The sequence below is a fragment of the Roseateles sp. GW821-FHT09G03 genome (assembly GCF_059416045.1).
In genome coordinates, this window is sequence record NZ_JBWKOK010000002.1 from 1,084,250 (window position 1) to 1,108,946 (window position 24,697).

Consider the following 24,697-nt stretch of genomic DNA (forward strand, 5'->3'; position numbering starts at 1 on the left):
CGTGCCTGCTTCCGGGCCTTCCTTTGAGTCCTCCCCGATCGATTCCGGGGCGCAGGACAGGCGCCTGCGCGAAGGCCAGGCGCTCATGATCGGCGGCGGGCTGCTGCTGGGCACGATCGGCGTGTTCGTCGAGGAAGCGGCCCAGGACCCCGCCACGACGGTGTGGTTCCGTTGCGTGTTCGGGCTCGCCGCGTTGCTCGTGTGGGGCGCCGCGCGCGGCCAGCTCGGCGAGCTCGTCCGGCTGCGCGGCCGTGCGCTGGGCGCGGTGCTCGCCGTGGGGCTGCTCACCGTCGTGAACTGGGGGCTGTTCTTCGCGGCGATCCCGCGGTGCTCGATCGCCGTGTCGACGGTCGTCTTCCATGTGCAGCCCTTCTGGTTGATGGCGATGGGGGCGTTCTGGCTGCGGGAGCGCGTGACCCGCGCGCAATGGTCGGCCGCCGCCATCGCGTTGTGTGGTCTCGCGCTGGCCACCGGCATCGCGGATGAAGTGTTCGCGCCCGCCGGCGCGGCCGGCGGCGCCCTGCAACTGCCGGGCTATGCGCTCGGCGTGGGGATGTGCCTGTTCGGGTCGTTGAGTTATGCGGCGGCGAGCTTCATCGCCAAGCGCGAGGCGGAACGTGCCGGTTCGTTCGCGCTGTCGGCGGGGCAGTGCGTCGTGGGCGCAGTCGTGCTGCTGCCGTGGCCGTTGATGCAGGGGCTGCCGGCGTTCGGCGCCGCCTGGGGCTGGCTGGCGGGACTCGGCGTGCTGCACACCGGGCTGGCCTATGTCGTGCTGTACGCCGGCATGGCGCGGCTCGGCACCGGACGCATCGCGGTGTTGCAGTTCGTCTATCCCGGCACGGCCGTGCTCGTCGACTGGGCGGTCTACGGCCGGGCGCTGAGTCCCTCCCAGATGGTCGGCGTCGGCCTGATCGCCGCTGCGCTGTGGACCTTGCGTCGCCGTGCCTGAGGACGCGGCTGCTCCGCGATCCCTGCGGCCTGTCCCTCTGGAGATGCAGCTGGTCGCCGCGCGGGCGCCGCCCGCTGTACCGGTTCGTACAGTGCCTCGCACGTCGAACCAGGGAGCGTCCCGTGATCCAGTCGCCGATCTCTTCACAGCCTTCTCCGCTGTCTTCTCCGCCGACCTCGTCCGTTGCTTCTTGCCCGTCCGCGCGAACGTCTCGTGCGGCCCTGCTGGTCGGGGCCATCACGCTGGCGCTGGGCGCCTGCGCACAGCCGGCCCCGCCACCGCCTGCATCAGAGGGCTTCAGCGCCGGCATCACCGTCGATGCGAAGACCGACGGCGCCGAACTCGACACGCCGCTCTATCCCGGCGCCGTGCCTTACAAGGACCGTGACGAGGACAAGTCGAGCGTGCAGATGAGCCTGTGGGGCGGTCTGTTCGGCATGCAATTGGCGGCGGGGAAGTTCCAGAGCCGGGACGATGTCGATCGCATCGGCAGGTTCTACCGGCGCGCGTTGCCGCGATACGGCACCCTGCTGGATTGCGGTGCCGCCGACGCGCCGCGCGGCAAGCCGAAGGACGGCGGCGCATTGACCTGCGACGACGACAAGCCCGATGCGGGCGGTCAGCTCTACAAGGTCGGCCTGCCGAAGAACTTCCGCGTCGTCTCGGTGAAGCCGCTGCCGGACGGCACGACGCAGATCAGCGTCGCGCGGGTGCGTTTCCGATGAGCGCTCCGGGCAGAACTGCCGTGCGCCGCGGTCCTGGTCAGCTCAGCAAGCGGGCGAGGCGGTCTCCGGCTCCATTGCCGCCGACCGCGGCAGCGGATTCCGGCGAGCCTCCACCCCTCGCGTCTTCGACGGACGCCTCGATCAGCGAGCCGGTGAGGCTCCGGAACTTCAAGCGATCACCTGCTGCGTGAAGGCGCGCAGGTGGTCCATCAAGACGTCCGAGGCGGCCGCGGCCGCGTCTCCGTTCCCGCCCGCGATCGCCTCCGCGAGGCGCTGATGCGCGCGCGCGCCGAGGGCGACATCGCCCAGGTGGCGGTATGCGTACCAGAAGCGCCGGCACTGGATGATCATGGGCAGCACCGCCGCCACCGCGTAGCGGTTGCGGCAGGCCGTGTGGTTGACCCGGTCCAGCGCCTGGTCCACCCGCATGTAGGCCTCGAGGTCGTGCCGCTCCGCGGCCTCCGCCATGAGGGCCGCGCAGGCGAGCAGCTCCGAGCGTTGCGCCGGTGACGCCCGGCGGGCGGAGCAGCACGCGATCAGCCGCTCCAGCGGCCGGCGCGCTTCCAGCAGGTCCAGGTGTTCCGCCAGCGGCATGTCGCTGACCAGCAGGCCGCGCCGCGGCTGCTGCGCGATCAGCCCGCTGGCGACCAGCCGCATCAGCGCTTCGCGCGTCGGCGTCCGGCCCAGACCGATCCTGGCGATCAACTCCGACTCCACCACCGGCGCGCCCGGGCGCAGCTGCAAGGTCGCGATCAGCGTCTCGATCGCGTCGTAGGCCTGGTCCGCCTGGCGGCGCTTGTCGACGTCCTGCAGCTCCACGGTGTCTGAAGTCATGGGCGCGGATCATCGCAGGGTCTGACATGCGGGGAATCCCTGGTCCGGACGCGATTGAGTTTGCGCAGGTCAACCCCAGTTAAATCCGCGTCCGGCGGGTGCCGGGCCGGCCGGATGGGCCGCATACAATCACCGGTTCTTCCGTACGCCAGGACCTCGTGTCCGGCGGCGCTCCGGCCCCGCGCCGGCGCCAACGCAATTCCTGAGGATATCGACGTGTTTATCTCCAACGCTTTCGCCCAGGCCGCGCCTGCTGCCTCGTCCGACCCCACGGGCGGCTTCCTGCAGATGCTGCCCCTGGTGGCCGTCTTCGTCGTCATGTACTTCGTGATGATCCGTCCCCAGATGAAGCGCCAGAAGGAGCACAAGACGATGGTCGAGGCCCTGGCCAAGGGCGACGAGGTCATCACCGGCGGCGGCATGCTCGGCAAGGTCGTCAAGATCGGCGAGCAGTACCTGACCGTCGAGATCGCCTCCGGCGTCGAGATCCAGGTCCAGCGCACGTCCGTCGTGCAGGTCCTGCCCAAGGGCACCGTCTCGAAATAATTCGAAACCCCGACCCGGGGCGGCCGCGCTTCGCGTGACCGCTCCCTGACGACCCGGCCCGTGCGACGCACGCGCCGGGTCGGTTTTCAGAGGCGCCCGCCGGGCCGATGCCCGCATCGGCCGACGCGGCGCCTGGTTTGCAGAGGATCTCCTCATGAACCGTTATCCGCTGTGGAAGTACGTGCTGCTCGTCGTGGCACTGCTGGTCGGCCTGATCTACACGCTGCCCAACCTGTTCGGCGAAGCGCCGGCGGTGCAGGTGTCCAGCGCCAAGGTCGTCGTCAAGATCGACGACGCGGTCCGCCAGCGCGTCGAGCAGGCGATCACGCAGGTCGGCGTCACGCCCGACTTCGTGCATCTGGAAGGCGGCTCCATCCGCGCGCGCTTCCATGACACCGACGCCCAGATCAAGGCCAAGGACGCGATCGCCAAGGCCCTGAACGGCAGCGAGACGAACGATCCGACCTACATCGTCGCGTTGAACCTGGTGTCGCGCTCGCCGGCCTGGTTGACCGCGCTGCACGCGTTCCCGATGTACCTGGGCCTGGACCTGCGCGGCGGCGTGCACTTCCTGATGCAGGTCGACATGAAGTCGGCGCTGACGAAGAAGGCCGAATCCATGGCCTCCGACGTCCGCACGATGCTGCGCGACAAGACGATCCGCCATGCCGGCGTCACCCGCGAGGGCAACGACGTCGCCATCAACTTCCGCGACGAGGCCACGCGCACCCAGGCGCAGAACCTGCTGCGCGACCAGGTGCCCGACTTCGCGTGGACGCCGTCCGGCGCCGGCACCGAGCTGCGCCTGACCGGCTCGCTGACGCCCAAGGCGGTGATCGCCGTCCAGGACGCCGCGATCAAGCAGAACATCACCACGCTGCACAACCGCGTCAACGAGCTGGGCGTCGCCGAGCCGGTGATCCTGCAGCAGGGCCGCGACCGCGTCGTCGTCCAGCTGCCGGGCGTGCAGGACACGGCCAAGGCCAAGGACATCATCGGCCGCACCGCGACGCTGGAGATGCGCATGGTGGACGACAGCGCCGAGGCCACGGCCGCGCTGGCGGGCACCGGACCCGTGCCCTTCGGCACGGAGCGCTTCACCGAGAAGGACGGCGTCACGCCGATCATCGTGAAGCGCCAGGTCGTCGTCACCGGCGACAACCTGAACGACGCGCAGCCGAGCTTCGACGAGAACCACCAGCCCTCCGTGACGCTGAAGATGGACGCCAAGGGCGCCCGCGTCATCAAGGACGTCTCGCGCGAGAACATCGGCAAGCGCCTGGCGATCCTGCTGTTCGAGAAGGGCAAGGGTCAGGTCGTGACCGCGCCGGTCATCCGCGGCGAGCTGGGCAACAGCTTCTCGATCACCGGCGGCGCCATGACCACGCAGGAAGCCAGCGACACCGCGCTGCTGCTGCGCGCCGGCTCGCTGGCCGCGCCGATGGAGATCATCGAGGAACGCACCATCGGCCCGTCGCTGGGCAAGGACAACATCGACAAGGGCATCGCGTCGGTGACCTGGGGCTTCGTCGCGGTGGCGATCTTCATGTGCCTGTACTACATGATGTTCGGCGTGTTCTCCGCGGTGGCGCTGGGTTTCAACCTGCTGCTGCTGCTGGCGGTGCTGTCGATGCTGCAGGCCACGCTGAGCCTGCCGGGCATCGCGGCGATCGCGCTGGTGCTGGGCATGGCCATCGACGCCAACGTGCTGATCAACGAGCGGGTGCGCGAGGAACTGCGCGCCGGGCTCGCGCCGCAGCAGGCGATCCACGCCGGCTACGAACGCGCCTGGGCGACCATCCTGGACTCCAACGTGACGACGCTGATCGCGGGCCTGGCACTGCTGGCCTTCGGCTCGGGGCCGATCAAGGGCTTCGCCGTGGTGCACTGCCTGGGCATCATCACCTCGATGATCTCGTCGGTGATGTTCTCGCGCGCGCTGGTCAACCTCTGGTACGGCGGCCGCAAGCGGCTGAAGTCCGTGTCCATCGGCACCGTCTGGAAGCCTGGCGCGACCACGGCCCCGACCGAATCGACGGCCGACGCCGTCGAGGCCAAGTAACAACGGCTGCGGCCCCCTCAGCGAGCGCACAACGCCATGGAATTCTTCCGAATCAAACGGGACATCCCGTTCATGAAACACGCGTTGATCCTCAACGCCGTGTCCTTCCTCACCTTCGTCGCCGCGGTCTTCTTCCTGCTCACGAAGGGCCTGCACTTCTCGATCGAGTTCACCGGCGGCACGGTGGTCGAGGTGCAGTACGCCCAGGCCGCCGACATCAACAAGACGCGTCACACCGTCGAGCAGATGGGCTTCGGCGAGATCCAGGTGACCAACTTCGGCACCTCTCGCGACGTGATGATCCGGCTGCCGGTCAAGCCCGACGTCAAGCAGGACGTGCTGGTCAGCCGCGTGTTCACCGAACTCTGCAAGTCGGAGAACGGCAACGTCGTCTCGCACCAGGAGGTCACGCCGCAGGGCGAGGCCGTGACGCGTCAGGCCTGCGCGGTCGGCACCGCCGAGCCGCTGAAGCTGACCCGCAGCGAGGTGGTCGGCCCGTCGGTCGGGGCCGAGCTGGCGCACGACGCCGCCTACGCGCTGGGCTTCACCGTGATCGGCATCATGCTGTACCTGGCGTTCCGCTTCGAGTGGAAGTTCGCCGTGGCCGGCATCATCGCCAACCTGCACGACGTGGTGATCATCCTGGGCTTCTTCGCCTACTTCCAGTGGGAGTTCTCGCTGGCGGTGCTGGCGGCGATCCTGGCGGTGCTGGGCTACTCGGTGAACGAGTCGGTGGTCATCTTCGACCGGATCCGCGAGGCCTTCCGGAAGTACCGCAAGCTCAACACGCACGAGGTCATCGACCACGCGATCACGTCCACGATCAGCCGGACCATCATCACGCACGGTTCGACGCAGATGATGGTGCTGTCGATGCTGCTGTTCGGCGGCCCGACGCTGCACTACTTCGCGGTGGCGCTGACGATCGGCATCCTGTTCGGCATCTACTCGTCGGTCTTCGTGGCCGCGGCGATCGCGATGTGGCTGGGCGTGAAGCGCGAGGACCTGGTCAAGGCGGGTCCCGCCAAGGCCGGCGACCCGGATGACCCCAACGCGGGCGCGGTGGTGTAGTAGAGTCATCCGCACTCCTCAAACTCGAGCTCGATGACCGCCGCCGACGCAAGATCCCAGGCCCTGGCTTCGCAAGCGCGGCGCGTCCACACGGAGGTGCTGCTGCGAGGGCTGCCCGCCATGGTGGCGATCCTGACCACGGCGGTGCAGGACCAGCTCGCGCAGCCGGCCGAGCACTCGCTGCAGATGGCCCGCCGCGACGCCTTCGAGGCGTGGCAGCGCGCGTCCACGCCGTGGCATGCGCGGCTGGGCAAGTCGCTGCGGCACGCGTACCACCACGGCGCGGGCGATTCGCGGTCGGCCTCGCTGTCGTCGCGCCCGCAGAACCTGACCCTCGTCAGCGACGACACGATCGAGCGCGAGATCATCGCCTCGCGCCTGGCGCTGGCGATGATGGACAAGGCCAGCTGGGAATTCAGCGACCTGCGCAACCGGATGCAGTCGCTGGAGCGCGTTGAGGACCTCCCGCAGCAGGACCTGCTGCGCGCGCAGGTGCTGGCGCGGCTGGTGCTCGACGCCTGGTTCGAGGCCGGACTGAGCAGCTCCGTCTGGCAGATGCTGCAGCGCTGGCTGCACCATGAGTTCTCCCAACTGCTGAACGAGGCCTACCACGAGGCCAACCACTGGCTGATCCAGCAGGGCGTCATGCCCGAGGTGGACCTGCGCCCCTTCATCCGCCGCAACGCGCCGGCGGGGGGGATGACGCAGGCCGCGCCGCTGGGACCGGCCCAGGGGCCGGGTCATGCGCACGGCGGCATCGCGCCGCAAGCCGGTCAGGTCGGCGTTCAGCCGGCGGGTCCGGCGGCGACGCCGGCCAGCCAGTCGGCGCAGCAGGTGATGGCGCAGTTGCAGCGCGTGCTCGCACGGCATGTGCCGGAGCTGGCGCAGCCGCAAGCCCAGGGGTCGACATCGACACGTTCAGGCATGCCGGCGGCGGGTCCGGCGACGCGCAGCGGTCTGCCCGCCGCGCCGGCCGGTCCGGGCACGATGTCCGGGTATGCCGGCGGCCCCCCGACGCGCACCGGCTCGCCACGACTGAGCGCCGCGATCAATCATGCGCAGGAAGCCGTGCAGCGTCGCGCGGACAAGGTCGCGACGGTCGATCAGCAACTGACGGCGCCACAGGCGCTCGACGAGATCCGCCATCGCAACCAGGCGCTGAAGCAGGTCCTGAAGAACGCCGCCGACACGCCGGCCGAGCGCGCCACGATCGAGCTGGTCGCGCTGCTGTTCCAGGCCATCCTCCAGGAAGAGCGCATCCCGCCGGCGATCCGCGTCTGGTTCGCGCGGCTGCAGATGCCGGTGTTGCGCGTGGCGGTCGGCGAGCCTGACTTCTTCGCCACCGACGACCATCCCGCACGCCGCCTGATCGACCGGATGGGCTCGTGCGTGATGGGCTTCAGCACGTCGACCGCCGAGATCGGCGACGCGCTCGAGCGCGAGATCAAGCGCGTGGTGCAGGTCGTCGAGGCTTACCCGGACACGGGCAGACGCGTCTTCCAGACGGTGCTGACCGAGTTCGAAAAGTTCCTCGATCACTACTTCGAGCAGGAGAACGAGGTCTCGAAGAAGGGTGTGTCGCTCGCGCAGCAGGTCGAGCAGCGCGAGACGCTGGCGATCCAGTACACGATCGAGCTGCGCAAGATGCTCTCCGAGGTCCCGGTGCAGGACGGCGTGCGCGACTTCCTCTTCCAGGTCTGGGCGGACGTGCTGGCGGTGACCGGCGTCCGCTACGGGCCCCAGGCCGAGCAGACCAAGGCGATGAAGCGCGCGGCGGCCGACCTGATCTGGTCGGCGAGCGCGAAGGTCTCGCGCGAGGACCGGGCCGAGGTGATCCGCCGCCTGCCGCCGCTGTTGAAGACCTTGCGCGACGGCATGGGCCATGCGGGCCTGACGCATGAGCGCCAGGACGAACACATCCGGTCGCTGAACAACGCGCTGGCCGCCGCGTTCACCGCCAAGACCGCGGCGATCCCGCGCGAGCGCCTGGACGACCTGATGAGCCAGCTCGAGACGCTGGAAGCGATGCTCCCGTCGCCCGAGGCCGGCGAGATCAACGAGACGCTGGTGCGCGACTTGTCCAGCCACGAGTGCGAAGGGCTGGAAGTGGTCGCCGAGGGCGGCGCGGCCCCGTCGACGGCGATGCTGGCGTGGGCGCGCGAACTGCAGGTCGGCAGCTGGTACATGCTCGACTACCGCGGCCGCGTCGAGCCGGTCCAACTGGTCTGGCGCGGGCTGCGGCACCACCTGATCCTGTTCGTCTCGCCGCAAGGGCGGGGCGTGCTGTTCCAGGTGAGCCGGCTGGCCGCGTTCCTGCAGGCAGGCCTGATGCTGCCGGCGCAGGACGAGTCGCTCACCGTGAAGGCGACGCGCAACGCGCTCGCGAAGCTCGAAGTCGATCCCACCCGCCTGCTCGCCTGAGGCCGGCCGGCATTCCACTCGCCCATGAAAAAACCGGCGCCGCGATGCGGGGCCGGTTCTGCCTTGTGCGCCGCCTGGGAAGCCGGCGGATCAGTGGATCAGGCGCTCTTCCGGCGCGACGAACAGTTCGTCGAGGATCAACGCATCGGGCTCTTCGCCCAGGCTCCAGAACACCATCAGCACGATGATCTTCAGGTCTTCGAGGTCGAGCGGGCCGCCAGGGATGGCCATGGCGCGATCGATCACCATCTCGCGCATGGCGGTCGGCAGCACACCGGCCGACGCCAGGAAGCTGATGAAGCCCATCGAGCTCTCGCCCAGATGTTCCTGCTCATCGCGCGTGTAGACGCGCATGCTGCGTTCGCCGGGCTCGCCGTGATGGGATTCGGCAGCGCCGGCCAAGCCGTCCAGCCACGACAGGGCGTCGCGGATCTCGTCGTCCTCGAACCCGACCGCCGACAGTTTCCGGGTCAGTTGTGCGTGATCCGGGCAGGCGTCGGGCCGCCAATAGGTTTCGTACAGGTAGACGAGGACGTCAAACATGGCGAGGACTATAACCGACGCTCCGAAAGCCCTTCCCGCCGAAATGAACGGTCCAGAACGTCGAATTTCCCTTTCCAGGGCGCTGGAACACGTCCTTGACGGAATCGGGATTCACACCGTCCGACGTCGCCGGAAGAGGGCGCCAGGCAGGCGCGCGACGCGCCCGTCCAACTCCAGGTCCAGCAGGGTTGCATTGAGTTCGTCCTGCGCCCAGCCGCTGCGCTGCGACAGCTGTTCGAGCGAGACCGTGTCGCGCCCGATCGCGCGCAGGAGCGGATGGTCGTCGTTGGCCTCCGCCTCCACGGGCGCGGGTTCCGGTCCGCTGTCGGACTCGGGCTCAAGATCGAGCGGCGCGGTCCGGGGCAGGCCGCCAGCGGGCAATTCGTTGAGCAGGTCATCCAGCTCCTGCACCAGGCAGGCGCCCTGCTTGAGCAGATGGTGGCAGCCCTTGGATTGCGGCGCATGGATGGGGCCCGGGACGGCGAAGACTTCCCGGCCGGCCTCGGATGCCTGCCGCGCGGTGATCAGGGACCCGGACTTCATGGCCGCCTCGACCACCAGGCAGCCCTCCGACAGTCCCGCGATGATGCGGTTGCGCTGAGGGAAATTCGGCGCCATCGGGGGCGTGCCGACAAAGTACTCGCTCACCAGCAGCCCGCGCCGCGCGACATGGCGGGAGAGGTCCGCATGATCCAGCGGATACACCTGGTCCGGCCCGGTGCCGAGGACCGCGATCGTGCTGCCGCGTGTGTTCAGCGCGGCCTCGTGGGCGGCACCGTCGATGCCCTGGGCCAGGCCGGAGACGACGCAGAACCCCGCTTCGCCCAGCCCGGCGGCGAAGTACCGTGCGTTCTCGTCGCCTTGGGGGCTCGGACGACGGCTGCCGACGACGGCGACGCAGCGCTCGCCGAGCAGTTCGCGCCGGCCGTCCAGATAGAGCATCAGCGGCGGATCCGCCGTGTGCAGGAGAGGGAGGGGGTAGTCGGGCGCGCCGAGCAGCAGGATAGCGCGGCGTTCGCCGCTGGACAGCCAGTCTTCGGTGCGTCGGACCAGCCGGTCGAGGTGGTCGGGCCCCTTGGCCAGCAGCGTGGCTTCCTCGGGAGAGACAGCGGCCCCCCAGCCAGCGCGGCCGGACTTCAGCACCGCGCCCGGTGAGCCGTGGCGGGCCAGCAGCCGCCGAGCGCCCCCGCGTGAGACGCAGGAGAGCAGGTGCAGCCAGTCGCGCAGTTCGTCAGGGCTCATCCGTGCGGTTCAGAGGGCGACCCGGTCCGGAGAGCCGCCGTGTTTACGGCTGGGTGAAGCGGTCGCCCGCGACGACCGGTTCCTGGACCGACAGGATCAGCGCGTACGACACGCGGTCGAACACCTGGAAGACGAAGAGCTGGCCGTGACGTTCGTCGGGCAGCCGGATCTCTTCGCGGCGCGGCGTGGTCGGGTCGCGCACGACGCGACCCGTGTGCCACAGCGCCAGCACATGACCGCGCTCGAGCCCGTCCTGCCGGCCCTTGTTCAGCGCCACGATCTGGTTCTGCCCGGCGGTGATGGCGTCGCCATAGACCGAGATGATGGAGCCGTCGACGGGGCCCTGCGGCGCGTGGGGGACGTAGCTCGTGTAGCCGCGTTCCGGCACCGGGGCCAGGCGGTCGCCCGGCTGCGCCTCGATGCGGTTCAGCGTCAGGGTCAGCGTCGACGGGACTTCGTTCTTCGTGCCGCCGCCGCTGCCGGCGCGGGTCAGGTCGGCGGTGCCGACGTAGACGGCTTCGTAGCCCAGCACTTCCTTGGTGACCGGGTCGCGTAGCGCGCGCGGCTCGCGGAAGACGCGGAAGGCGTTCACGTCAGGGGGCAGGTTGCCGCGGGCATAGGCCAGGTCGCCCTTGCTCATCCAGACGCGGTTCTCCTGCGCCGAGACGATCCGCGGCGCGGCTTCCAGATCATTGCTGTTGAGCACCACCGCCTCGTTGAGGAAGGGCTCGATCAGGTGTTGCGGGATGGCGGCGATGGAGCCGTCGTACAGCGATTCGGACCGCACGCGCGGCGACAGCTTCACCGTGCCGCCAGGGCCGCCGGCGCCCACGTCCCGGCCCAGCTGGAGGCGGGCGCGGCCGTCGGCCTTGATCAGCATCAAGACCTGACCCGGGTAGATCAGGTGGGGGTTGCGGATCTGCTCGGTGTTCATGCCCCAGAGCTCGGGCCAGCGCCACGGGCTCTTCAGGAAGATGCCCGAGATGGCCCAGAGCGTGTCGCCCGCCTTGACGGTGTACGTGTCGGGCGCGTTGGGCGCCAGTTCCGACAGGGGCACGCCGGCCTGTGCGACCTGCTGCGCGGTCTGGCGTTGTCCTTGGGTGATGGGGAAGTCCCCCGCCGCGAACGACGGCGCGGCGGCAAAGGTGCCCGCCAGCAGGGCTGCAGAAATCATCGTCAAGCCCAGCGGCCGCCTTTGCGTCATTACTTGTTCTCCGCGCGCCGAGATCGAAGGCCCCTCGTGGCCAGTGGCGCTTTTGTGACGAGGGCCAGACTGACCGCCAAATCGGCGAAAATCAACCGTCTCGCTGGCGGCGATTCTGCCCCGGTTCAGGGGGTCCGGCAATGAACCGGCCCGCCCTCCCTTGCAAGCCCTTACAAACCGGCGTTGTGCGCTGTCCACAGCCGCGCACCGCGCCCCGCGTCCTCATCATGGCGAAACTTTCCATTCTTCGATACCCCGATCCGCGTCTGCACACGGTGGCCAAGCCCATCGCCGCGGTCGACGACCGCCTGCGCGCGCTGGCCGACGACATGCTGGAGACGATGTACGACGCCGACGGCGTGGGCCTGGCCGCGACCCAGGTGGACGTGCACGAGCGCCTGCTGGTGATGGACGTCTCCGAGGAGCGCAACCAGCCGCTGGTGCTGATCAATCCGGAGCTCGTCGCGCGCAGCGAGGAGATGATCGAAGGCGAGGAGGGCTGCCTCTCCGTGCCCACCATCTACGACAAGGTGATGCGCCACAAGAAGGTCACCGTGCAGGCGCTGGACCGCGACGGCCACACCTTCCAGTTCGATGCCGAAGGCCTGCTGGCCGTCTGCGTGCAGCATGAGATGGACCATCTCGCCGGCAAGGTGTTCGTCGAGTACCTGAGCCCGCTCAAGCGCGAGCGCATCAAGACCAAGCTGGTGAAGAAGGCCCGCGAGGACGCGAAGCACTGATGGCAACGGCACTGCGCGTCGCCTTCGCGGGCACTCCCGAATTCGCCGCCGTGGCGCTGCAGGCGCTGCTGGACGCGGGGTTCGAGGTGCCGCTGGTGCTGAGCCAGCCGGACCGTCCCGCCGGGCGCGGCATGAAGCTGCAGGCGTCGCCGGTGAAGCAGCTGGCGGTGGCGCGCGGCATCGCCGTGGCGCAGCCGCGCAGCCTGCGGCTGGACGGCAAGTTCCCCGACGAGGCCGAGGCCGGGCGGCAGGCGCTGCTCGACGCACGCCCCGACGTGCTCATCGTTGCTGCCTACGGCCTGATCCTGCCGAAGTGGGTGCTGGAACTGCCGCGGCTGGGCTGCCTGAACATCCACGGCTCGATCCTGCCGCGCTGGCGCGGCGCCGCGCCGATCCACCGCGCCATCGAGGCCGGCGACGCCGAGACCGGCATCACCATCATGCAGATGGACGAGGGCCTGGACACCGGCGACATGCTGCTGCTCGAGCGCCTGCCGATCGCCGCGGCGGACACGACCGCGACGCTGCACGACAAGCTGGCGACGCTCGGCGGCCGGTTGATCGTCGAGGCCTTGGAGCTCGCCGCCTGCGGCGGCTTCCATCCGGTGAAGCAGCCCGAGGCGGGCGTCACCTACGCCCACAAGATCGAGAAGGCCGAGAGCCAGATCCTCTGGACCGACGATGCCGCGCAGATCGCGCGCCGGCTGCGCGCGTTCGATCCGTTTCCGGGCGGCGTCGCGCAACTCGATGGCGAGGCGGTGAAGGTCTGGCGCGCCGAGGTCGTCGAGGCGCAAGGCGCGCTCGGCGAGCCGGGGCAGGTGCTGGCGGTCTCGCCCGAAGGTCCGATCGTCGCCTGCGGCGCCGGCAGCGTCCGGCTGACTGAACTCCAGCGCGCCGGCGGCAAGCGCCTGCCGGCGGCCGCCTTCCTTCAGGCGCGGCCGCTCGCGGCCGGCGCCCGCTTCGCTTAACCCTGACTGAACCGTCGGACAAACCGGACCGGTGCCGGCTTGAAGCTGGCCGCCTTGGCGTCACGTGGGACATCGGGACGGTGTACCGTCCGGGTGAGTTTCCGTTCGCGGCCACGGCCGCAGTTTTCGAGGAGTGATTGCATGTTCAACCTGATGAAGACCGCCATCCTGATGGCCGCCATCACCGCGCTGTTCATGGCGATCGGCTCCCTGCTGGGTGGCCAGACGGGCATGCTGATCGCGCTGGTCGTCGCGGTGGGCATGAATTTCTTCAGCTACTGGTTCTCCGACAAGCTGGTGCTGAAGATGTACAACGCCCAGGAGGTCGATGAACGCAGCGCGCCGCAGTTCTACAACATGGTCAAGGAGCTGGCCGCGCGCGCGCAGCTGCCGATGCCCAAGGTCTACCTGATCGAGGAGAACGCCCCCAATGCGTTCGCCACCGGCCGCAATCCGGAGCACGCCGCCGTCGCGGCGACCACCGGTATCCTGCGCGTGCTGTCCGAGCGCGAACTGCGCGGCGTGATGGCGCACGAGCTGGCGCACGTGAAGCACCGCGACATCCTGATCTCGACGGTCAGCGCGACGATGGCCGGCGCGATCTCGATGCTGGCGAACTTCGCCATGTTCTTCAGCCCGCGCGACAGCGAAGGCCGCCCGGCCAACCCGATCGTCGGCCTGCTGGTGGCGATCCTGGCGCCGATCGCGGCCTCGCTGATCCAGATGGCGATCAGCCGCGCCCGCGAGTTCGAGGCGGACCGCGGTGGCGCCGAGATCTCCGGCGACCCGCAGGCCTTGGCCTCGGCGCTGGACAAGATCCATCGCTACGCCCAGGGCATCCCGCTGGAGACCACCGAGCGTCATCCGGAAACGGCGCAGATGATGATCATGAATCCGCTGTCGGGCGGCGGCATCCGCGGTCTGTTCAGCACCCACCCGTCGACCGAGGAACGCATCGAGCGCCTGATGGCGATGGCCCGCCGCTGAGCGTCAGCGCCCCTCTAGACGCCAGGCCGCCCGCGGCGATCCTGGGCGCTGGAAGCTCGAAACACCGCCTCCGGGCGGTGTTTTTCATTGGATCGGCAGGGGTGGCGGCGACGGCACAATGGCCCGATACCGCTGGTACGCCTCATTCAGGCGCCCGTCCCCGGCGGCCGAAAAGGACAGCATGAAGGCCTCTTTCCGTTCCCTGACCGTCATGGCGGCGCTGCTCGGCGCCGCCGCGCTGCTGGCCGGCTGCGATCAGCTCGGCATCGAGGATCCCGCCAAGGTCGCGGCGGCCAAGCAGGCCGAGGGCAAGGCCATCGGCGGCGCCTGCCGCAACGCGCTGCGCGCCATCGAGGACTGCTACGCCCTGAATCCCAAGGCCCAGAAGGCCGCGGTCTACGATGGCTGGCGGGAGATGGACGAGTACATGCGCGAGAACAAGCTCGAGGGCACCCGCCCGCTGGTCGCGAATCCGCAGGCGAGCCGCCCGGGCGCCGCCGCCTCCGACGACGAGGAGGACTCGCCGCGCTCCGCCAAGGGGCAGGTCGGCGAGAAGGCCGCGGACAAGACCTCCGACAAGCCGGCGGGCAAGTCCGCCGACAAGGGCGGCCACTGAGCGATCGCGCGCCGGCCGTCTGACGCCCGACGCCCGACGCCGCCGGCGTTTCACGGCATCGGAACATCGGTCGATCACGCAGTTGATCCCCTGGATGGTGCAGTTCGTCATCGCCCGGTCGCGGGACCGGGTCGACACGACGAAGATACGATCATCCGAAAGATCAGGAGATCGTCCATGACCACAACGTCCTTCCGCGCCACCCGCCGCCTGTTTGCCATCACCGCGCTGAGCCTGGCGTCCGTGGGCGCCGTCGGTACCGCGCATGCCTGGTCGCTGAGCTTCGGCAGCTCGCAGCGCATCGAGGGCAACGGCGAGGTCGCCACCGACGCCCGCGATGTCGGGGCGTTCGACGCGGTGGCGCTGTCGGGCGACTTCAAGGTCTTCGTGCGCCAGGGCTCGGTAGACAAGGTCGAGGTTAAGACCGACCGCAACCTGTTCAGCTACATCGAGACCAAGATCGTCGACGGCAGCAAGGGCCGCACGCTGGAGATCTCGCCCAAGCGCGGCTTCAGCCTGAACGCCCGGGGCACGCCGACCATCACGCTGGACATGCGCCAGCTGCGCGGCCTGTCGATCTCGGGGTCGGGCGACATCCGCGTCGAGGCGATGAAGACCGGCAACCTGGACGCCAGCATCGCCGGCAGCGGCGACCTGCGCGTGCAGGGCCTGGAGGCCGACCACGTGACGCTGCGCGTCGCGGGCAGCGGCGACATGCTGTTCAACGGCAAGGCCAATGCGCTGTCGGTGACGGTGGCCGGCAGCGGCGACGTCAAGACGCGCGAACTGGTCGTCGACGAGGCCAAGGTCAGCATCTCCGGCAGCGGCGATGTCACCGTGGCGCCGACCCGCAAGCTGGACGTGCGCATCGCCGGTTCGGGCGATGTCGGTTACGTCGGCAGCCCGGAGATCAGCATGTCCAACGCCGGCTCCGGCTCGGTGCGCAAGCTGAAGTGAGTGCCTGACGCGGGCCGCCGGACGGCGTTGGCCCGATCCGGCGCGCGCGTTCCCGGGGTCGCCTGAAGGAGGCACGCCGGGCGCTGTGTGGACGCCCCTCACCGCGCGAGCGGGCGAGGGGCGATTCGTTTCCGCACCGCGCAGACGACAATCGCGCCCATGGCGGAAGGACTCTCGGCGCTGGTGCGCCACCCCGAATTCAAGCGTGGCGCGAAGGAAATGCTCGGCATCACGCTGGGCATCTCGGCCTGGGGGCTGGTGACCGGCGTGGCCATGGTCAAGAGCGGCCTCGGCGTCGGCCTGTCGCTGCTGATGAGCCTGACGGTCTTCGCCGGCAGCTCGCAGCTGGCCGCGCTGCCGCTGCTCGCCAGCGGCGCCCCGCTGTGGGTGCTGTGGGCCACGGCCTTCTGCGTCAACCTGCGCTTTGTCATCTTCAGCGCCCAGTGGCGCCTGTACTTCGAGCCGCTGCCGCGCGCGCAGCGGCTGGTCATCGGCTATTTCGCGGCCGACCTCAACTACGTCGCCTTCCTCAAGCGCTTCCCCGACCTCAAGCCGGATCCGGATCAGCAGCTCCCCTACTTCTGGGGCGGCGTGGCGACCAACTGGTTCGCGTGGCAGATCCCGGCCATCGCCGGCATCCTGCTCGCCGACCGCATCCCGACGAACTGGGGCCTGGGCTTCGCCGGCGTGCTGGCACTGCTGGGCTTGAGCTACTCGCTGCTGAAGGACCGCAACACCTGGATCTCGGGCGTGGTCGCCGGCTGCGCGGCGGTGGCGGCGTATGCGCTGCCGCTGCGGCTCAACATCCTGGTGGCGATCGCCGCGGCGGTCGCCGTCGGACTGTTGATGGAGAAGTGGCTGCCGCCGGCGTCGCCGACGTCGGGGTCATCCGGCCCGTCGGGTTCGTCTTCCGGGAGGTCCGCATGAGCGTGTGGGAGGCGGTGCTCGGCATCCTCGGCATGGCGGTGATCACGATGGTCACGCGCAGTTTCTTCATGATCCCGGACCGCGAGATCCCGCTGCCGCAGTGGGTCCGCGACGGTCTGCGCTACGCGCCGCTGGCGGCGCTCGCGGCGGTGATCGTGCCGGAGATCGTCATGACGCAAGGCGAGCTGATCCACACCTGGAAGGACGCGCGGCTCTATGCGGCCGCGGTCGGCACGGCCTACTTCTTCTGGAAGCGCGGCATCCTCGGGACCATCGTCAGCGGCACCGCGGTGATGCTGACACTGAGGATCGGCCTGGGCTGGTGAGCGGGCCGGCGATTTGCCGGCTCATGGGCGGCCAAGGCGGGCGGGGCCCGCGGTCGCCGGTTTCAGCGGCGTTCCGTAACCCGCTCGGACACAGGTCGCCGTCACGCGGCTGTTAAGCTGCGGCCCGATTTGCCGGGCTTCGCGCGCTGCGTTTCTGCCGCGCGCGGGACTCCCGGCGCACCGCTTTCCAACTACTCGAAGCTCATCCCATGAACGTCCTGCGTTTTGCCGATCTGATCGCCGCCGGCAAGGTGGCCGACCAGCGCGTGTTCATCCGCGCCGACCTGAACGTGCCGCTCAATGATGCGGGCGAGATCACCGAAGACACCCGCGTCCGCGCCTCGATCCCCGCGATCGAGATGGCGCTGAAGGCCGGTGCCGCGGTGATGGTCACCTCGCACCTGGGCCGTCCGACCGAAGGCGAGTTCAAGCCCGAGGATTCGCTGGCGCCGGTGGCGAAGCGGATGGGCGAGCTGCTCGGCCGTGACGTGCCGCTGGTCGCTCACTGGGTCGACGGCGTCGACGTGAAGCCGGGCCAGGTCGTGCTGCTCGAGAACTGCCGCGTCAACAAGGGCGAGAAGAAGAACAGCGAGGAACTGTCGAAGAAGATGGCCGCGCTGTGCGACATCTTCGTCCACGACGCCTTCGGCACCGCGCACCGCGCGGAGGCCTCGACCTACGGCATCGCGCAGTTCGCGAAGATCGCCTGCGCCGGCCCGCTGCTGGCCGCCGAGATCGACGCCATCACCAAGGCCCTGGCCAATCCGAAGCGTCCGCTGGTGGCGATCGTGGCCGGCTCCAAGGTGTCGACCAAGCTGACCATCCTGAAGTCGCTGTCGGCGAACGTCGACGGCCTGATCGTCGGCGGCGGCATCGCCAACACCTTCCTGCTGGCGGCCGGCCTGAAGATCGGCAAGTCGCTGGCCGAGCCCGACCTGGTCGGCGAGGCCAAGGCCGTGATCGAGGCCATGAAGGCGCGCGGCGCCGCGGTGCCGATCCCGGTGGACGTGGTGACGGCCAAGACCTTCGCCGCCGATGCGCCGGCCACGGTGAAGGCCGCGACCGACGTCGCCGACGACGACCTGATCCTGGACATCGGCCCGAAGACGGCGGCGCAACTGGCCGAGCAGCTCAAGGCGGCCGGCACGATCGTGTGGAACGGCCCAGTCGGCGTGTTCGAGTTCGACGCCTTCGCCCACGGCACCGAGACCATCGCGCGCGCCATCGCGGCGTCGGACGCGTTCTCGATCGCCGGCGGCGGCGACACGCTGGCAGCGATCGCCAAGTACGGCATCGAAGACCAGGTGGGCTACATCTCCACTGGCGGCGGCGCCTTCCTCGAAGTGCTGGAAGGCAAGACGCTGCCGGCGTTCGAGATCCTGGCCAAGCGCGCGAAGGGTTGATGCGACGGGCCGCGGCCCGACGACAGGGAAAGGGCGCTGCGGCGCCCTTTCGCTTTTCATGAGAGCGATCGCCTGTGGAGCGGTCGACCATGACGAGGGCTCGCCGGAGCGCGTGACGCGCCGCGGATCAGGGAGGAACTGATGAACGAACACATCGCGGCGGACCGGGCGCCGCCGACCTGGGTCGTGGCCGGGGCCGCCGTGGCCGCGTCCGCCTTTTTCCAGTTGCTGTTGCTGCTGCCGTGCGCCGTGGCGATGGCGATCCCGATCATGTTCTACGGGGCCAGCAACACCGTCCTGGTCTGGGGTGGGCTGGGCTTCGTGCTGCTGGCCTGGCTGGTGCAGCCCGACTGGCGGCTGTCGGTGAAGACGCTGCGCCGGGAGCAGGCCCCCGCGCTGTACGCCAAGGTCGATGCCCTGACCGATGCGCTGCAGGCGCCCCGGGTCCATGAGATCGCGCTCGATGCGTCGATCAATGCCGGCGCGCTGGAACGCCACCGCGGCCTGTCGCTGCGACCGACCCGCCGCGTGCTGGTGCTCGGGCTGCCACTGCTGCGCCTGTTGGACGAGGCGGCCGCGGAAGCCGTGATCGCCCATGAACTCGGACACTTCTCGCGCCGCCACGGCCGGCTCGGCCATTGGGTCTACCGCACGCGAGCGGCGTGGTCGAGCTGGGCCCGGGTCGAAGGCCTGACGACGGACGACGACGTCGAGTCGTCCAGTCCTTGGGAGCGCGCCGGCCGCAACTTCGCGGCGATGTTCCTGCCCTGGTTCCGCCGCGCCAGCGAGGCGCATGCCCGTCGCTGCGAATTCGAGGCCGATGCGCTCGCGGCGCGTCTCGCCTCACCGCAGGCGCTGGGCCGGGCGTTGCTGTTGATCGAGCGCGCTTCCGCCCGTCAGGCCCGGACCTTCGAGGACATGGTCCGCGAGCGCCTGGCGCTCGATGTCGAGCCGCCGGTCGATTGGGTGGAATGGGCGCCTCGCGCGCTGACACGCGAGCCCGCGACGACGGCCGAAGTCGCGGAGCTGCTGCAACACCGGCAGCCGCGCGGCAGTCATCCGACCCATGCGGCGCGGCTGGCAGCGCTGGGTTGCGATCCTTCGGGCCTGGGCCTGACGCCTGCCGGCGGCGAGGAGAGCGCCGGCGCGCGCTGGCTGGGGTCGTCCTGGGAGGCGCAGTGCCGCGAGCATTCGCCCTGGGCGGGCGAGTCGCAGCGCCTGCGATGGGCGATGGGCCATGCGGCCTTGGCGGGCACCGACCGTACGCAGTGGCCGACCTTGTCGGTCGAGGCGCCGCGTCGCGACGCGGCAGCGCGCCGCCTACGCCAGCGCCGGCTGTGGGAAGCGGGCGAGGCGCTTCAGAAGGGGCGGGTGCAGCCGCATGCCCTGACCCCGTGGCAACAAGATGCGTTGACGCACGCGTTGGCAGCGAACCCGCTCATCGGCCAGGCCTGGGCGTTCGAGGCGCCGCTGCCGGAGACGGAAGGCGGCACGATGCTGTGCCTGGTGATGCGCATCGACCCGGAAGGCCTGCGTGCCCGGTCCCTCACCGAAGACGACGTTCTCGATCAGGTGCAGGCCACGGCGGACCTGCTGTGGCCCGCCGGTCGTGAATGGAGCGCACGGCTCAGCTACATGACCGAAGGCCTGCCGCCCGACCTGCAGGCGCGGGTCGATGCGACGCCGCGTTTGAAGGGATGAATGGCGTACGGCATCGGCCGCTGGCCCTCACCCCCGCCCTCTCCCGCAAGCGGGAGAGGGAGAGAGAATGCACCGAGCTGGTTGGGCGCCTTCAGATCCCCAGGTAGGCGGGCAGCTTCCCGTCGGCCGGCTTGACGGCGGCGAAGCGGGCGGCCAGCTTGGATTGCAGCGCGACGGGCAGCGGCGCGAAGCCGGTGCCGCGCGTCAGGTCGTCGCCGTGCATGAAGCACCAGTACAGGAAACTCATCACCGGCGCCGCGCCGCTGCCGGTCGCGGGTGTCGCGTCGATCAGGATGAAGCTGGTCATCGTGATGGGCCAGCTCTCCGCGCCGTCGCGGTCCATCAGCGAGGCCAGGTCGTCGCCTTTGCGCGAGAGGTCGCTGTTGGCGATCGCGGACTTGAAGCCGGTCTCGCCCGCCGCCACCCACTGGCCGGCGGCATTGCGCAGGCGCACGCCGTTGAGCTTGTCGCGCTGCACACGGTCGTAGCTCACATACGCGATGGTGCCGGGCGCCGCCTTCAGCGCCTTGGCCATGCCGTCGTTGCCTTCGGCGGCCTCGACTTCGCCAGGCCACTTCGGCTGCGCGTTCACGCCGATGTCTTTCGCGAAGGCTGGCGACACCGCGGCCAGGTAGCGCGTGTAGCCCTCGGTCGTGCCCGACTTGTCGGCCCGCACGATGCGCTTGACCGGCAGCGCCGGCAGCGCGACGCCCGGATTCAACGCGGCGATGCGCCCATCGTTCCATTTCGCGACGTGGCCCATCATCAGCTCGGCGAGCAGGTCGCCGGTGAGCTGCAGACGACCCTCCGGCACGCCCGGCAGATTGACCACCGGCACGATGCCGCCCACCAGCATCGGGATCTGGACGAGCTTGCGCTTGGCCAGTTCCTCCGCGGCCAGCGGCGAGTCGCTGCCACCGAAGGCCACGTCGCGCGCGGTGATCTGCTTGACGCCGTCTCCGGAGCCGGTCGGCTTGTAGCGCACGGCCTGACCCTTGGTCTTCTCATAGGCCGTGGCCCAGCGGCCATAAACCAGCGAGGGGAACGAAGCGCCGGCGCCCGCCAGCGCTGTGGTCTGTGCCAACAGGGCCTGCGGTGCACCGAAGGCGAGGGTGACGGGGAGGGCGGCGGTCAGGCGCAGCAGCGCGCGACGGGGCAAGGCGGGGAACGAGACGGGAAAGGAGGCGGGCACGGCGGGACTCGGAAGAGGTAGACGACAGCGGGGCGCATTCTAGTGAGCACGTTCTTCGCACGCTGTGATGGACGCCCGGGTGGCGGCACTTGCGGGCGGATCTAGTGAGGTTGCTCCAACTTGCGGGCAAATCCCGATGCGGGTCGCACCGCGCGCATCGGCGATTGCCATCTTTGCATGGGAGTTAAAGCTGAATTCATCGCGCCGCCGGAGCCGGAGGATTAAGCTTTGCGCCCCCCAGGCCTCATTACCGGGCGGTTACGAAGGCGCGCTGTCGCGCCACGAAAACCGCTGCCGACAGGGCGCCGGGCCTCATTCATCGCGACGGAGATTTGCATGACCGACAAGAACGACGACCTCGACCTGAGCCCGACCGAGGCCGCACTGCGCGAGGCGGCGCGGGACTACCACCGCTTCCCGACGCGCGGCAAGATCGCCGTCACGCCGACCAAGCCGCTCGCCAACCAGCGCGACCTGTCGCTGGCCTACTCGCCGGGCGTCGCCTATCCCTGCCTGGACATCGAGCGCGACCCGTCGCTGGCCGCGGACTTCACCTCGCGGGGCAACCTGGTCGGCGTCATCACCAACGGCACCGCGGTGCTGGGCCTGGGCGACATCGGCCCGCTGGCCGCCAAGCCGGTGATGGAAGGCAAGGGCTGCCTGTTCAAGAAATTCGCCGGCATCGACGTCTTCGACATCGAGCTGGCCGAGCGCGATCCCGACAAGCTCGTCGAGATCATCGCGGCGATGGAGCCCACCCTGGGCGGCGTCAACCTCGAGGACATCAAGGCGCCCGAGTGCTTCTACATCGAGAAGCAGTTGAGCGCGCGCATGAACATCCCCGTCTTCCACGACGACCAGCACGGCACCGCGATCATCTCGAGCGCGGCGCTGCTGAACGGCCTGGAGCTCGTGGGCAAGGACATCGGCGCGGTGAAGGTCGCGGTGTCGGGTGCCGGTGCCGCCGCCATCGCCTGCCTGGACGTGATGGTCGGCCTGGGCGTGAAGCGTGAGAACGTCTTCGCCGTCGACTCCAAGGGCGTGATCCAGAGCGAGCGCGCCGACGCCGCCAAGCTCGACGAGTCCAAGCAGCGCTACTGCCAGATCACCTCGGCGCGCACGCTGGCCGACGTCGTCAAGGACGCTGACGTGTTCCTGGGCTGCTCGGCCGCCGGCGTGCTGACCGCCGAGATGGTCAAGACGATGGCGCGCCAACCCATCATCCTGGCGCTGGCCAATCCGGAGCCGGAGATCCGCCCCGAGCTCGCGAAGGAAGCGCGCCCCGACTGCATCGTGGCCACGGGCCGCTCGGACTATCCGAACCAGGTCAACAACGTCCTGTGCTTCCCCTACATCTTCCGCGGCGCGCTGGACTGCGGCGCGACCAAGATCACCGAAGCGATGAAGCTCGCCTGCGTGCGCGAGATCGCCGAGCTGGCCAAGGCCGAGACCCCGCCGGAAGTCGCCGCCGCCTACGCGGGGCAAGACCTGGCTTTCGGTCCCGACTACATCATCCCCAAGCCCTTCGACAGCCGGCTGATCCTGCGCATCGCGCCGGCGGTGGCCAAGGCCGCCGAGGAGTCCGGCGTCGCCACGCGTCCGATCAAGGACATGGCCGCTTACCGCGAGCAACTCTCGCGCTTCGTCTACCAGACCGGCATGTTCATGCGCCCGGTCTTCGCCGAGGCGAAGGCCCATCCGGCCCGCGTCATCTACGCCGAGGGCGAGGATGAACGCGTGCTGCGCGCGGTGCAGGTGGCGCTCGACGAAGGCCTGGCCAAGCCCACGCTGATCGGTCGCCCCGAAGTCATCGCGATGCGCCTGAAGCGCGCCGGTCTGCGGATCAAGCTGGGCGAGGACGCCCTCGTCATCGACCCGGAGAACGACCACCGCTTCCGCCAGTACTGGGAGGCCTACCACCAGGTCATGGGTCGCAACGGCTTCACGCCGGAGATGGCCAAGTCGGCGGTGCGCCGCTCCAACACGACGATCGGCGCGCTCGCGATCCAGCTCGGCGACGCCGACGCGATGATCTGCGGCACGGTCGGCCGCTTCGACTCGCACCTGGAGCACATCCAGAACCTGATCGGCCTGAAGCCGGAGGTCTCCAACTTCGCGACGATGAACGCGCTGATGCTGGAGCAGCGCACGCTCTTCATCGCCGACACCTTCGTCAACGAGGACCCGACCGCCGAGCAGCTCGCCGACATCGCCTGGCAGGCCGCCGAGGAACTGCAGCGCTTCGGCCTGCCGCCGAAGGTGGCCTTCCTGTCGCACTCGATGTTCGGCAGCAGCAAGCGCGCGTCGGCGGTCAAGATGCGCCGCGCCCGCGACCTCTTCGCCGCTGCGTATCCGACCATCGAATGCGACGGCGAGATGCACGGCGACGCGGCGTTGTCGGAAGACGTCCGCAACAACTTCCTGCCGGAATCGACCTTGTCCGGATCGGCCAATCTGCTGGTGCTCCCAACGCTGGATGCCGCGAACATCCTGTTCAACGTGCTGAAGGTGGTTGGCGGTCAAGGTGTCACCGTGGGCCCGATCCTGCTGGGTGCCAAGCGCCCGGTGCACATCCTCACCCCGTCGGCGACGGTGCGCCGCATCGTCAACATGACGGCGCTGGCCGTGGCGGACGTGAAGGCGGCGGCGAAGGTGTGAACCTTGCGGGAAGGTGGCATGGCCACCCCCGGCGAGGAGGATGGAGCGAGGCGCGCGGAGCGCGCTTCCATGACTGACTGGGCGCAGACTGTCTGAGGTTCTATGGTTCCTTTCAAGCTCCAAGGGACGAGAGCATCGCTGGATTGAATCGTTGCCCACTGTTCCAGAGGGACCACGCGATGCGCAGCAGCTTGCGAGCCAGGATGACCATGGCCTGAGTCGGCTTGAAGCCCTTGGTTTTGAGTGCCCGGTAGACAGGCCCGAGCGCCTTGCTTCGTGTGGCCGCGAAGGCGGCCAAGTACATCTGACGACGCAGGAGCGGGTCTCCTCGCTTGGACAGACGTCGCCTCCCGGTCATCGAGCCGGAGTCGCACGGGCGTGGGTCCAGACCGCTGTAGGCCACGACAGCGCCAGCGTTTCGGAATGTGATGCGGGTGAACAGCGCGGCCAACATGGCCGCGCCTTGCAGGCCAATGCCGGTGATGGTCCGCAGGTTGGCGCACTTGCAGCTGAGGTTCTCGTCGTTGGCGATGACCGCGCTGATGCGTGCATCGATGCTGCCCAGCAACTCGTCAAGTTGCCGGTCGATCAGTTGCGCATCGCTGACCAACGATGCGACATGCCG

General features: G+C 69.3%; 22 protein-coding genes. 16 read left to right on the forward strand and 6 right to left on the reverse strand.

Annotated features, from left to right (window positions below; genetic code table 11):
• Positions 1-85 precede the first annotated feature (85 nt).
• Positions 86-949 (forward strand): DMT family transporter, encoded by an 864-nt coding sequence (locus AC07OZ_RS12120; RefSeq protein WP_495467332.1) that lies wholly within the window; start codon positions 86-88, stop codon positions 947-949.
• Positions 950-1,071: 122 nt separating this feature from the next.
• The gene (locus tag AC07OZ_RS12125) at positions 1,072-1,674 is read left to right on the forward strand and encodes a hypothetical protein (protein ID WP_495467333.1); all 603 of its coding nucleotides are present in this window, start codon (positions 1,072-1,074) and stop codon (positions 1,672-1,674) included.
• Between the two features lie 168 nt (positions 1,675-1,842).
• Here AC07OZ_RS12125 and AC07OZ_RS12130 read toward each other — a convergent pair whose 3' ends face one another.
• Complete coding sequence (locus AC07OZ_RS12130) at positions 1,843-2,508, reverse strand: GntR family transcriptional regulator (RefSeq protein ID WP_495467334.1); 666 nt, start codon at positions 2,506-2,508, stop codon at positions 1,843-1,845.
• Positions 2,509-2,724: 216 nt separating this feature from the next.
• Here AC07OZ_RS12130 and yajC point away from each other — a divergent pair, with 216 nt between their 5' ends.
• From yajC to AC07OZ_RS12150, 4 genes are all read left to right on the forward strand, one after another.
• Positions 2,725-3,054: a preprotein translocase subunit YajC gene (gene yajC / locus AC07OZ_RS12135; RefSeq protein WP_067278751.1), complete on the forward strand. Its 330-nt coding sequence runs from the start codon at positions 2,725-2,727 to the stop codon at positions 3,052-3,054.
• 154 nt (positions 3,055-3,208) lie between these two features.
• Positions 3,209-5,116: a protein translocase subunit SecD gene (gene secD / locus AC07OZ_RS12140; protein WP_495467335.1), complete on the forward strand. Its 1,908-nt coding sequence runs from the start codon at positions 3,209-3,211 to the stop codon at positions 5,114-5,116.
• A gap of 36 nt (positions 5,117-5,152) precedes the next feature.
• Entirely contained in the window at positions 5,153-6,187 is a 1,035-nt protein-coding gene (gene secF / locus AC07OZ_RS12145) for a protein translocase subunit SecF (protein WP_495467336.1), read from the forward strand.
• Positions 6,188-6,220: 33 nt separating this feature from the next.
• Positions 6,221-8,608, forward strand: coding sequence for a DUF1631 family protein (locus AC07OZ_RS12150; RefSeq protein ID WP_495467337.1), 2,388 nt, complete (start codon positions 6,221-6,223; stop codon positions 8,606-8,608).
• Between the two features lie 90 nt (positions 8,609-8,698).
• Here AC07OZ_RS12150 and AC07OZ_RS12155 read toward each other — a convergent pair whose 3' ends face one another.
• The 3 genes from AC07OZ_RS12155 to AC07OZ_RS12165 form a co-directional block, all read right to left on the reverse strand.
• Positions 8,699-9,151: a Smg family protein gene (locus tag AC07OZ_RS12155; RefSeq protein ID WP_067278738.1), complete on the reverse strand. Its 453-nt coding sequence runs from the start codon at positions 9,149-9,151 to the stop codon at positions 8,699-8,701.
• A gap of 111 nt (positions 9,152-9,262) precedes the next feature.
• The gene (gene dprA, locus AC07OZ_RS12160) at positions 9,263-10,393 is read right to left on the reverse strand and encodes a DNA-processing protein DprA (protein ID WP_495467338.1); all 1,131 of its coding nucleotides are present in this window, start codon (positions 10,391-10,393) and stop codon (positions 9,263-9,265) included.
• 43 nt (positions 10,394-10,436) lie between these two features.
• Complete coding sequence (locus AC07OZ_RS12165) at positions 10,437-11,597, reverse strand: LysM peptidoglycan-binding domain-containing protein (protein ID WP_495467339.1); 1,161 nt, start codon at positions 11,595-11,597, stop codon at positions 10,437-10,439.
• A 227-nt stretch (positions 11,598-11,824) separates the two neighbouring features.
• Here AC07OZ_RS12165 and def point away from each other — a divergent pair, with 227 nt between their 5' ends.
• From def to AC07OZ_RS12210, 9 genes are all read left to right on the forward strand, one after another.
• A complete protein-coding gene (gene def / locus AC07OZ_RS12170; protein WP_495137177.1) occupies positions 11,825-12,337 on the forward strand; it encodes a peptide deformylase in 513 nt (170 codons plus the stop codon).
• Between the two features lie 11 nt (positions 12,338-12,348).
• Positions 12,349-13,305: a methionyl-tRNA formyltransferase gene (gene fmt, locus AC07OZ_RS12175; RefSeq protein ID WP_495467379.1), complete on the forward strand. Its 957-nt coding sequence runs from the start codon at positions 12,349-12,351 to the stop codon at positions 13,303-13,305.
• Between the two features lie 141 nt (positions 13,306-13,446).
• Positions 13,447-14,292, forward strand: a complete 846-nt coding sequence (gene htpX, locus AC07OZ_RS12180; RefSeq protein WP_495467340.1) for a zinc metalloprotease HtpX — start codon at positions 13,447-13,449, stop codon at positions 14,290-14,292.
• A 181-nt stretch (positions 14,293-14,473) separates the two neighbouring features.
• Positions 14,474-14,908 carry a hypothetical protein gene (locus AC07OZ_RS12185; protein WP_495467341.1) on the forward strand — a complete coding sequence of 145 codons (435 nt, stop codon included), beginning with the start codon at positions 14,474-14,476 and terminating at the stop codon, positions 14,906-14,908.
• Positions 14,909-15,085: 177 nt separating this feature from the next.
• A complete protein-coding gene (locus AC07OZ_RS12190) occupies positions 15,086-15,865 on the forward strand; it encodes a head GIN domain-containing protein (protein ID WP_495467342.1) in 780 nt (259 codons plus the stop codon).
• 159 nt (positions 15,866-16,024) lie between these two features.
• Positions 16,025-16,792 (forward strand): AzlC family ABC transporter permease, encoded by a 768-nt coding sequence (locus tag AC07OZ_RS12195; RefSeq protein WP_495467343.1) that lies wholly within the window; start codon positions 16,025-16,027, stop codon positions 16,790-16,792.
• On the forward strand, positions 16,789-17,118 hold the full coding sequence (locus AC07OZ_RS12200) for an AzlD domain-containing protein (RefSeq protein ID WP_431101433.1): 330 nt from the start codon (positions 16,789-16,791) through the stop codon (positions 17,116-17,118). Before AC07OZ_RS12195 ends, AC07OZ_RS12200 begins: the two co-directional genes overlap by 4 nt.
• Before the next feature lie 209 nt (positions 17,119-17,327).
• Positions 17,328-18,521 (forward strand): phosphoglycerate kinase, encoded by a 1,194-nt coding sequence (locus AC07OZ_RS12205; protein WP_495467344.1) that lies wholly within the window; start codon positions 17,328-17,330, stop codon positions 18,519-18,521.
• A gap of 141 nt (positions 18,522-18,662) precedes the next feature.
• On the forward strand, positions 18,663-20,222 hold the full coding sequence (locus AC07OZ_RS12210; RefSeq protein ID WP_495467345.1) for a M48 family metallopeptidase: 1,560 nt from the start codon (positions 18,663-18,665) through the stop codon (positions 20,220-20,222).
• 91 nt (positions 20,223-20,313) lie between these two features.
• Here the strand turns inward: AC07OZ_RS12210 and pstS are convergent, their stop codons facing one another.
• Positions 20,314-21,414 (reverse strand): phosphate ABC transporter substrate-binding protein PstS, encoded by a 1,101-nt coding sequence (gene pstS / locus AC07OZ_RS12215; RefSeq protein ID WP_495467346.1) that lies wholly within the window; start codon positions 21,412-21,414, stop codon positions 20,314-20,316.
• Positions 21,415-21,750: 336 nt separating this feature from the next.
• Between pstS and AC07OZ_RS12220 the strand changes: the two genes are divergently transcribed.
• Positions 21,751-24,072, forward strand: a complete 2,322-nt coding sequence (locus AC07OZ_RS12220) for an NADP-dependent malic enzyme (RefSeq protein ID WP_495467347.1) — start codon at positions 21,751-21,753, stop codon at positions 24,070-24,072.
• A 112-nt stretch (positions 24,073-24,184) separates the two neighbouring features.
• Here the strand turns inward: AC07OZ_RS12220 and AC07OZ_RS12225 are convergent.
• A partial coding sequence (locus AC07OZ_RS12225; RefSeq protein WP_495467348.1) for a transposase occupies positions 24,185-24,697 on the reverse strand: 513 nt, incomplete at its 5' end.